Source organism: Psychromonas sp. (genome assembly GCF_983033635.1).
Genome location: NZ_CEZLMY010000129.1, coordinates 1 through 10069, shown reverse-complemented (window position 1 = coordinate 10069; position 10069 = coordinate 1). Strand labels below are relative to the sequence as shown.

The window sequence follows — 10069 nt, the reverse complement described above, 5'->3', positions numbered from 1 at the left end:
AAAAACAGTTTAACGATCTGCTCTTTATTCCAGCTCTTCTCTGACTTCATCTCTTGAATCTCTTGTTCGAACAGAGCAACTAACTGCGCATCATATAAAGCTTCATTTTTAATCACGCCAAGATTTTCAAAGCGATCCATATCTAAGGTTTCATTATCAGTAAAAAACTCTTCAAAATCTTTTTCACCCGTTGTATCACTATCCGTAAACAGGCAAGGCCATTTACCCTGCTCAGGTAATGTTTTGGATAGTTCTCGCGCTTCATCTTCTGATTCACAAAGGTGTGCTTCATAACCTAATTGTTTAAGGTATTTAACAGCAATATCCGCAAATGAAATAAGGTGTAATGCTTCGCTTAGTTTAGGAAAAAAGATATCTCTATTTTCCCCAAAAATACACGACATAAGGCAAAGCTCACCCGATTCTTGAGGGGTGACAAAATAACGTTTAATATCTTTAGGGGCAACAATAGGCTGGCGTTTTTGAATTCGCTGATTAAAGCCATGCAGCAAAGAGCCGTCAGAAAACGCCACATTAGCAAAACGTGCAGTTGAAATTTCAATGTCTGCACTACGGCGCATTAAAAACATCTCCATAATACGCTTTGAAGCGCCCATCATATTGACTGGGTTAGCCGCTTTATCCGTTGATACACAAAAATATTTTTTAACCCCTTTTGCCGCTGACTGCAACAAGGTTTTTTCTGTATTAAATACGTTTACATCAATCATACGCATTAAAGTAAAGGGATCTTTTTCACTGCGAACATGCTTAAGTGCGGAAAGATTTAATACATAATCGTATTGACCATCAGCTTTGATAAATGCATCGTATTCGATTGAGCCGATATCTAAGGCGAAGGTTTGAAAGTCACCTTCAATGTAGCCAAATGAGCTACGAATATCTCGAACCAATTCAACCATGTTGTTTTCACTAATATCAACAACATGTAATTTTGCAGGGTTTCGCTTAAAGATTTCTTTAGTAACAGCCTGGCCAATAGAACCTGCAGCTCCTAAGACAAGAAAACGACTTTTTGCAACAACGTCAGCAAGTTCTTTTTGGTGGTTTTTTATGTCGCTTGAAAATAACTCTTTTTCACGACCAATTAGCGATAATATTGATGACATATTTTATTGAATCCTTAATTACGAGATTTATCACAAATTAATATTGTTAAATAAACTGCAAACACCGTTCACCCTGTCAGCTTCATTTTTTGTAATAAAAACAACTGATAATGTATTTTTTTCATTGCGTTATAGCTTCCAATACTTTAATTTTTTGCGCATCTGAAAATTACGAATAATATTTTTGGGCTTTGAGTCTACCCAACCGCTTGTTAGCATTTCACAGACTGCAGATAAAACCCTTTGTGATGATTTACCGTCAAGATAAGGCGTTACGGATGGTCCGTAATTTTTAATTTTTTTCCTTAACTCGATAGAGGGAGATAATGCTTCCTCAATCGCGTTTTCTAACTTTTCAGTTTTTGTTATATTAACAAAACAATTTAGCGGATCTCTATTATTTACAGTTACAACGCCTTTATTTAAAAGAAGAAACTCTTGAAAAATAGAGGAATTATCACAAACCATCAGATCTGCACGATGTAATGCTTCTATCACTTTATCATTCTCAAGAAAAATTAAATTTTCATTTTCTAAGGCTTTATACTTTTTTAGTGTGTCTTGAGATATTTTAGGATGTAGAGTTACAAGCCATTGCCATTTACTATTCAGCCTTAATCGCTTTATCTCATCATAAACTAATTCAGCACATGAAAGAGCCGGGGTAAACGTTGAAGCGAACAGAACCTGAGGACGTGCATAGTTTTTTATCTGCTTATAGTTAAACAAACTATCAAGCTTTATCCAGCCCGTTTCCACCACTTTAAACCAAGTTCGTTGTACAGATAACTGTTGTAATGAATTTGTTCTCTCATGACCTTCTGTACAATACAGATCAAATAATCCCCTCTCAGGATAAACATTACCTCTTTTACTTTCATTCAAGCCATGAAAAACTTGCACTTTTAATCCGGGGATAAAAGATGGTACACGATCACCAGGCGCGAACACTGCATCAGGCGAAAACGCGACAGCATCAGAGACCGTTTCCAGCAGCTCTTCATCTTCTTTTAAAAATTCACGAGAGATATCATTACCAACCAATAACCATTTAACACAATGGCCCTGTTGTAATGCAATATCTTGCAGAGGGCGTAAAATATCAAACGAATAGTTTTGCTCTACATAAAACAGCAGCTTAAATTTTTCTTTTATCGTATTTTCTGCCACAGTTCCTCACCAGATTGCTATCAAATAACACTAAAAATTCATTTCAGTGTACACTATATCTACCTATTTTATATTGAAAATATATGTATGCTCATTCGTATTATATACACTTTACTTCTTTTCTTAATTGCGCCTTTTTTTTTATACGGTTTATACAAAAAAAAACCTAATAAGCCTGAATTTGGCAAACGCTGGATTGAGCATTTTGGTTTCGCAAAAAAAACTGAAGGAAATAATCGACCTCTGTGGATGCATACGGTCTCGGTTGGAGAGGTCATTGCCACAATCCCACTTATTAAAGCCTTAAAAGAGCAAAATCCACAGCAGATAATTGTCGTCACCACCACCACCAGCACAGGTGCTGCAGAAGTGAAAAAACTAGGTGATTTGGTTGAGCATCGATATATGCCGCTGGATTTTAGTTTTGCAGTAAAACGCTTTATTAAAGCGATCAACCCTAGCGCATTGATGATTATGGAAACCGAACTGTGGCCCAATACGCTACATACAGCGAAAAGCTTTAATATCCCGGTTACTATTATTAATGCACGCTTATCAGAGCGCTCTTTTTTACGTTATCAGAAATTTCAGTTTATTTTTGATCTGCTCGCTAAAAATATCGATAAAATACTTTGCCAAACGGCTGATGATGCAAAACGATTCGAGCAACTTGGTATCAACAAAGAAAAGTTATCGGTGACCGGCTCGATTAAATTTGATATCTCAATCACGCAAGAAACAAAATCCGCAGCTCAAAACCTGCGTAAAGAGTTAGGCTTAACACGCCCTATTTGGATTGCAGCAAGCACCCATTTGGGTGAAGATGAACTAATTTTACAAGCACACAAACGTTTATTAAAAACGACACCTGAAGCACTGTTAATTATTGTCCCTCGTCACCCTGAGCGTTTTTTAACGGTGACCGAATTATCTAAAGAAATTGGTTTTAATACGGTGACACGCACCAGCAAGCAGAATGTTTCTTTAACAACGTCTGTATATATCGCAGATACGATGGGAGAGATGCTTGTACTAGTCGGCGCATCAGACATCTGCTTTATGGGAGGCAGTTTGCTGGGTGACAAAGTGGGTGGACATAATTTATTAGAGCCGGCGGCATTAGCAAAAGCCTGCTTAACCGGGCCGAGTTTTTATAACTTTAAACTGATTAGTGAACAGCTTATCAAGGCAGAAGCTTGTATTATTTGTTCGTCGGCCAATGAGATAACTGAAAACCTTACAACACTCTTTGCAGATAAAAATTTACAAGATAAAATGGGCAATGCAGCACTTGCTGTTGTTAATAATAATAAAGGTGCGCTGGTTAAAACATTAAGCGCTATAACCCTGCATTAAATATTGCCACTCATTTTCATTCCACTTTATCGCGCGTTTTTTTAACTCTTTATTAAAAGATCTTAATAATCGCGCAAGATTAGCGGCCTGCCAATTATCACCGGACTGCTGAGAGCATTTATCAAAATCGATCAACCAGATCTTTCCAGCTTTATCTAATAAAATATTATGGATATTCAGATCGCTATGGTTTACCTGAGCATGATGCATCTTTTTTATCTGCGAACCGATGGCTTGATATTCCGGCTTGGATAAAGCTCTTGTTTGCAGAATATCAACCAAGTCTTGCGCATCAGGAATTTTTTCAGATAAAAGATCCGCCTGATAAGAAAATATTCCCTTTTTCACTCTTGCAGCAATAGGTTTAGGCACATTCACCCCTGCATGATTAAGCTTATCTAAAAGGTAAAACTCTTGTAGAGAGCGTGTTTTTTGCCAACCAGTAAACAGATAATGATCGGAAATAATTTTGCCGAACAATCCTCCTCGACGATAATGACGAAGCGCACCTTGTAACTTATCTAACTGAATAAACCATGTTGTGCCCCGCCCCTGCGCCGAGCCAATTATTTTGCCTTGCTGCTGCCAGTACTCTGCAAAAAAACAACCCTCAACACACTCATTTATCAATCCATCATCATAAACAATATAAACTCTGTTTTTTTGTAAAATTTTAACCATAAACATTTATCTCGATTATTGTATACTTTAGAAAATTGACCAACGAATCATACTACTATGGCTTTATTTACAACAGCACCAAAATCAATTTGTATTTTACGCCTCTCTGCAATTGGTGATGTCTGCCATGCCGTTGCAGCAATACAAGCAATTCAAAAACAGTGGCCAACAACCCAAATCACTTGGATTATGGGAAAAATCGAGGCGCAACTGCTGCATGACCTACCTGGCGTAAACGTCATTGTCTTTGATAAATCGACTGGTTTTTCAGGTATGAGGGCAATTTGGAAGCAGTTAGCGGATCAGCACTTTGATGCACTATTGCATATGCAGCTAGCTTTGCGAGCCAGCGTGTTAACGCTCGGCATCAAGGCTAAATATAAAATCGGTTTTAACCGCAAACGGGCTAAAGAAGCGCAGTGGTTATTCACCAATAAAAAAATAGGCGATACATCATCGACACATGTTTTAGATAGTTTTTTTGAATTTGTCTATTTTTTAGGAATAGATAAAACCACGCCCAGCTGGAATATTCCACTTTCAGAAGATGATCTTAATTTTGCCAAAACAGTAACGGACAATGACAAACCTATTTTTGTTATTAGCCCCGCAGCCAGTAAAGATGAACGTAACTGGTTAAGCGAACGCTATGCCGAAGTTGCAGATTATGCGGTGAAGCAAGGTTTTAAAGTGATTTTATGTGGCTCCCCTGCACCACGAGAAGTCAAACTGGGTGATGATATAACGCGATTAATGAATGAAAAGGCAAACAATTTAATTGGAAAAACCTCTTTAAAACAATTAACCGCGGTTATCAAGCAAGCTAAATTACTGCTGGCCCCAGACTCCGGCCCCGCACATATTGCAACCACGCAAGGCGTACCAGTGATAGGCTTATACGGTCATAGCAACCCAAATAGAACTCGCCCCTACCTAAGCCAGAAGAGTGTTATCAGCGTTTATGAAAAGCACGTGCAAGAGCAGCATAATAAAGCATTAAGTGAACTACCCTGGAGCGCTCGCGCGAAAGGAGATCACATTATGGCAGATATCAGCGTTAAACAGGTCATTGATGTATTTAATAAAATAGCCAAAGACTAAACAGCCTCACCTCAGAAAATATTTTTTATCCAAAAAAAATCCCCACTCTGAACTGCAGAGTGGGGATTTTTACTTGGAAGGCAATCGATTCAAATTTTTGAACAGATTGCCTTAGCTTACTATTTAAGCAAAACTACTTCCAAGCTTTCCATGTGTTAATCAAACCATTTGTTGAACTGTCATGGCTTTGTACTGCATCAGTATTAGTTAACTCAGGTAAAATTTGACCCGCCAGTTGTTTACCAAGCTCAACGCCCCACTGATCGAAACTAAAGATGTTCCAGATAATGCCTTGGGTAAATATTTTTTGCTCGTACATCGCAACTAATTGACCCAATGTTTTTGGCGTGATTTTTTTAACTAAAATAGAGTTCGTTGGTTTGTTACCAGTAAACACTTTAAATGGTACTAATGCAGCTACTTCTTCAGCAGTTTTACCGGCAGCAGTAAATTCAGCTTCAACTTGCTCTTTCGTTTTACCAAATGCTAATGCTTCAGTTTGCGCAAAGAAGTTAGAAAGTAACTTAGCGTGATGATCGCCAGCCGGGTTATGGCTTACAGCTGGTGCAATAAAGTCACATGGTACAAGTTTAGTACCTTGGTGAATCAACTGGTAGAACGCATGTTGACCATTTGTGCCTGGCTCACCCCAAATAATTGGGCCTGTTTGGTAATCAACTGCGTCGCCGTTGCGATCTACATTTTTACCATTTGATTCCATATTACCTTGTTGGAAGTAAGCTGGGAAACGGTGCATGTATTGGTCATACGGCAGAATCGACTCTGACTCTGCGCCATAGAAGTTGTTATACCAAATACCGATAACCGCTAAAATAACCGGGATATTGTCTTTAAAATCAGTTGCTGCGAAATGTCTATCCATTTCGTGTGCGCCTTCAAGCAGTGCTTCAAAGTTATCATAACCAACCGTTAATGCTATTGATAAACCGATTGCCGACCAGATTGAGTAACGACCGCCAACCCAATCCCAAAATTCAAACATGTTTTCTACATCAATACCAAACTCAGCAACTGATTTTGCATTAGTTGATAATGCTGCAAAGTGTTTAGCTACATGCGCTTCATCTTGTGCGAAGTTTAAGAACCAGTCACGTGCACTGTGTGCATTGGTCATTGTTTCTTGAGTAGTAAATGTTTTTGATGCAACTAAGAACAATGTAGTTTCAGGATCAAGTTTAGCTAGCGTCTCAACAATATGCGTACCATCAACGTTAGAGACAAAGTGAGTTTCAATGCCTTCAACTTTATAAGCGCCTAATGCTTCTGTCACCATGTAAGGACCAAGATCAGAACCACCAATACCGATATTAACGATATCTGTAATTGCTTTACCAGTGTAACCTTTCCATTCACCTGAATGTACTTTTGCACAGAAAGCTTTCATCTGCTGCTGCACTTTATTGATTTTTGGCATTACGTCGATGCCATCAACCATTACCGGTGTATTGCTACGATTGCGCAGTGCGCTATGCAATACTGCGCGATTTTCAGTTACATTAATCGTTTCACCAGAAAATTGTGCTTGAATTGCACTTTTCAGATCAACTTGTTCAGCAAGTTCCACTAATTTGCCAAAAATTTCTTCAGTGATTAAGTTTTTAGAGAAATCGATTAATAGATCATCATTAAACTGACAAGAAAACTGTTTAAAACGATCCGGGTTATTTGCAAAAAGCGCTGATAACTCCATGTTTTCATGTTTATCAAATAAAGCCTGTAACTCAGACCATGCGGCTGTTTGCGTTGGATTGATATTTTTTAGCATTGATATATTCCAAAAAGTAATGTTTAAGAAACTTGATTAACAATAACGAACTGAACCCACAAGTATTCATAGAGCTATATTCATTTAATCAGGGAATTATAACGCAAAAAGCTGAGGGGTTCGTAATAAAAAGTAACTTAAATAAGTTATCTGATGTTATTAACCAAGTATCGACTTAGCAAATAACAATAATGATCCCCTTTTAAGCAAAATCAGGTATTATCTTTGCTCTCATTTTACCCTGCGATACCAGATAACAAACAAAGAGAAAAACATGAGCAACACACAAGAAAACACCACTCATTTTGGTTTTAAAACTGTAGAAGAAGATAGAAAAGCAGACTTAGTTGCTGAAGTATTCCACTCTGTTGCGACTAAATATGATGTGATGAATGATGTTTTATCAATGGGCATCCACCGTGTTTGGAAACGTTTTACCATCGATTGCTCAGGCATTCGTAAAGGACAGAAAGCCTTAGATCTTGCAGGTGGCACTGGTGATTTAACCGCTAAATTCTCACGTATTGTTGGTAAAACAGGACACGTTGTTTTAGCAGATATTAACGACTCAATGCTTAAAGTCGGCCGCAGTAAGCTACGTGATATGGGGATTGTCGATAATGTTGATTACATCCAAGCGAATGCAGAAGAGTTACCTTTCCCTGACAACCATTTTGATTTAGTGACCATAGCGTTTGGTTTGCGCAATGTTACCGATAAAGACAAAGCCTTAGCCTCTATTTACCGCGTTCTAAAACCAGGTGGCCGTTTATTAGTGCTTGAATTCTCAAAACCGCTTTATAGACCGCTCAGTAAATTTTACGATTTTTACTCATTTAATATTCTTCCTAAACTTGGCAAACTGATTGCTAATGATAGTGAAAGTTACCGCTACCTTGCAGAAAGCATCCGCATGCATCCAAATCAAGATACACTAAAAGAGATGATGAATAATGTCGGCTTTGAAGACTCAGAATACTTTAACCTAACCGCTGGTATTGTTGCCCTGCACCGCGGTTATAAATATTAAATCGATAAAATAGAGATAATTATGCCATTAGATAACCTGCTTTGCGGACTGCTTGAAACGGGTGTTAATAAATTACATCAGCTTGATTCAAGTGCGCAACAAAGGCGTAAAATGCTTGATGGTGTAATTATTGCTGTAACTTTAAAAGAGCTAAATAAACCACTCTATTTTGTTATCAGCAAACAACAAATTGATATTTTAGCTAAATATGAAGGTCAGGCGGATTGCTTTATTCGTTTAAATCTATCTGCTTTAAAAGAGTTGCAAAATAATCACCAACTAACCCGTTTAATTAAAAGCGAACAGCTTGAAGTTGAGGGTGATATTCAACTAGTGCAGCAATTTGCACAACTATTAACTGAAATGGATATTGATTGGGAAGAGTTCCTCTCTTCTAAAGTTGGCGATGTTTTAGCGCATAAATTTTGCTATCACGCCAAACAATGCCAACAAGGCTTGTCTCAACAACTCAAAAAAATAGAAAAACACAGTGCACAGTTCATCACCGAAGAGTTAAAACTTGCCCCTGGTCCGTTACAAGTTGCTTATTTTTGTGAACAAGTCAGTGAGCTCGAAAAACAGTGTTTACAACTTGAAGCGCGTATAGCACAACGTTTGCAGAAAATTTAACAATACGGAATCGTTAATGATTAAATTTAAAGAACTTTCCCGCCTCTATCAAATCAATAAAACTGTGATTGAATATGGTTTAATTGAACTGTTACCCAAAGAGCATATTCCTTTTACCTATCGCTTGATGCGACTTGGCCTTTTTTGGGTTCGCAGTAAACATAAAAACAAAAGTTTGCCGGAGCGCTTACGCCTAGGTTTACAATCACTGGGTCCTATTTATATCAAGCTGGGACAGATGTTATCAACACGTCGTGATCTACTGTCCCCAATTTATGCAGATCAACTCGCTCACCTGCAGGATAATGTCCCGCCATTTTGTGGTGAACAGGCGATTAAAGTGATTGAAACTTCTCTCGGCAAACCCATCGAGCAGCTCTTTGCAGACTTTGATGCAAACGCGTTAGCATCGGCATCAATTGCCCAAGTACATAGCGCTATCCTGCTTGAGGATGGTCGCGAAGTGGTCATCAAAGTGATCCGCCCCGATATTGAAAAAACCATTCAGGCAGATTTACAGTTAATGAGATGGCTTGCAGAGCTGATGCAGCGTTTCTTAAAAGATGCCGATCGCCTGCGCCCTGTTGAAGTAGTGCATGAATATGAAAAAACCATTATTGATGAATTAGATTTAATGCGTGAAGGAGCTAATGCAATTCAACTTCGCCGTAATTTTTTAGATTCAAAACTGCTTTATGTGCCTGAGATCTATCCCGATTACTGCACTAAAAACGCCTTGGTAATGGAGCGAATTTACGGTATTCCGGTTTCCGATATCGCATCGTTAAAAGCACAAGGAACAGATCTGAAACTACTTGCAGAGCGTGGTGTTGAAGCCTTTTTCACGCAGGTTTTCCGTGATAGTTTTTTCCATGCCGATATGCACCCGGGAAATGTATTTGTCTCTTATGAACACCCGGAAGATCCTCTTTGGATAGGTATTGACTGTGGTATCGTCGGCACGCTTAATAAAGACGATAAACGCTACCTTGCAGAAAACTTTTTAGCTTTTTTTAACCGCGATTATCGTCAAGTTGCACAGCTTCATGTTGATTCAGGTTGGGTTCCGCCAGAAACACCGGTTGAAGAGTTTGAATTTGCGATTCGTGCTGTTTGTGAGCCAATTTTTGAAAAACCGCTTTCTGAAATATCTTTTGCACAGGTGTTAATTAACCTATTTAATAC

General features: G+C 38.4%; 9 protein-coding genes. 5 read left to right on the top strand and 4 right to left on the bottom strand.

Annotation, left to right across the window (positions count from 1 at the left end; translation table 11 throughout):
• Nucleotides 1-1130: UDP-N-acetylglucosamine 4,6-dehydratase (locus AC4GME_RS14120; protein WP_490379624.1), on the bottom strand; the 1130-nt coding region annotated here is incomplete at its 3' end.
• Between the two features lie 129 nt (nucleotides 1131-1259).
• The gene (locus tag AC4GME_RS14115) at nucleotides 1260-2300 is read right to left on the bottom strand and encodes a UDP-N-acetylglucosamine 2-epimerase (protein ID WP_490379623.1); all 1041 of its coding nucleotides are present in this window, start codon (nucleotides 2298-2300) and stop codon (nucleotides 1260-1262) included.
• 87 nt (nucleotides 2301-2387) lie between these two features.
• On the opposite strand from AC4GME_RS14115, the gene waaA reads away from it, so the two are divergent.
• Entirely contained in the window at nucleotides 2388-3656 is a 1269-nt protein-coding gene (gene waaA, locus AC4GME_RS14110; protein WP_490379622.1) for a lipid IV(A) 3-deoxy-D-manno-octulosonic acid transferase, read from the top strand.
• Here the strand turns inward: waaA and AC4GME_RS14105 are convergent.
• Nucleotides 3633-4337, bottom strand: a complete 705-nt coding sequence (locus AC4GME_RS14105; RefSeq protein WP_490377328.1) for a 3-deoxy-D-manno-octulosonic acid kinase — start codon at nucleotides 4335-4337, stop codon at nucleotides 3633-3635. The genes waaA and AC4GME_RS14105 overlap by 24 nt on opposite strands.
• A 57-nt stretch (nucleotides 4338-4394) precedes the next feature.
• Between AC4GME_RS14105 and AC4GME_RS14100 the strand changes: the two genes are divergently transcribed.
• Nucleotides 4395-5438 carry a glycosyltransferase family 9 protein gene (locus AC4GME_RS14100; RefSeq protein ID WP_490379621.1) on the top strand — a complete coding sequence of 348 codons (1044 nt, stop codon included), beginning with the start codon at nucleotides 4395-4397 and terminating at the stop codon, nucleotides 5436-5438.
• 133 nt (nucleotides 5439-5571) lie between these two features.
• On the opposite strand, the gene pgi is transcribed toward AC4GME_RS14100, so the two are convergent.
• The gene (pgi, locus tag AC4GME_RS14095; protein ID WP_490379620.1) at nucleotides 5572-7224 is read right to left on the bottom strand and encodes a glucose-6-phosphate isomerase; all 1653 of its coding nucleotides are present in this window, start codon (nucleotides 7222-7224) and stop codon (nucleotides 5572-5574) included.
• Nucleotides 7225-7498: 274 nt separating this feature from the next.
• On the opposite strand from pgi, the gene ubiE reads away from it, so the two are divergent.
• The 3 genes from ubiE to AC4GME_RS14080 all read left to right on the top strand — a co-directional run.
• Nucleotides 7499-8254, top strand: a complete 756-nt coding sequence (gene ubiE, locus AC4GME_RS14090) for a bifunctional demethylmenaquinone methyltransferase/2-methoxy-6-polyprenyl-1,4-benzoquinol methylase UbiE (RefSeq protein WP_490377331.1) — start codon at nucleotides 7499-7501, stop codon at nucleotides 8252-8254.
• Nucleotides 8255-8275: 21 nt separating this feature from the next.
• Nucleotides 8276-8884, top strand: a complete 609-nt coding sequence (locus AC4GME_RS14085) for a ubiquinone biosynthesis accessory factor UbiJ (RefSeq protein WP_490379619.1) — start codon at nucleotides 8276-8278, stop codon at nucleotides 8882-8884.
• Nucleotides 8885-8900: 16 nt separating this feature from the next.
• On the top strand, nucleotides 8901-10069 hold a 1169-nt coding region (locus tag AC4GME_RS14080; RefSeq protein WP_490379618.1), incomplete at its 3' end, for an AarF/UbiB family protein.

Excerpts from the sequence above, each read along its gene's own strand:
- waaA (WP_490379622.1), top strand. The coding sequence starts at position 2,388 with ATGCTCATTCGTATTATATACACTTTACTTCTTTTCTTAATTGCGCCT.
- AC4GME_RS14105 (WP_490377328.1), bottom strand. The coding sequence starts at position 4,337 with ATGGTTAAAATTTTACAAAAAAACAGAGTTTATATTGTTTATGATGAT.
- AC4GME_RS14100 (WP_490379621.1), top strand. The coding sequence starts at position 4,395 with ATGGCTTTATTTACAACAGCACCAAAATCAATTTGTATTTTACGCCTC.
- pgi (WP_490379620.1), bottom strand. The coding sequence starts at position 7,224 with ATGCTAAAAAATATCAATCCAACGCAAACAGCCGCATGGTCTGAGTTA.
- ubiE (WP_490377331.1), top strand. The coding sequence starts at position 7,499 with ATGAGCAACACACAAGAAAACACCACTCATTTTGGTTTTAAAACTGTA.
- AC4GME_RS14085 (WP_490379619.1), top strand. The coding sequence starts at position 8,276 with ATGCCATTAGATAACCTGCTTTGCGGACTGCTTGAAACGGGTGTTAAT.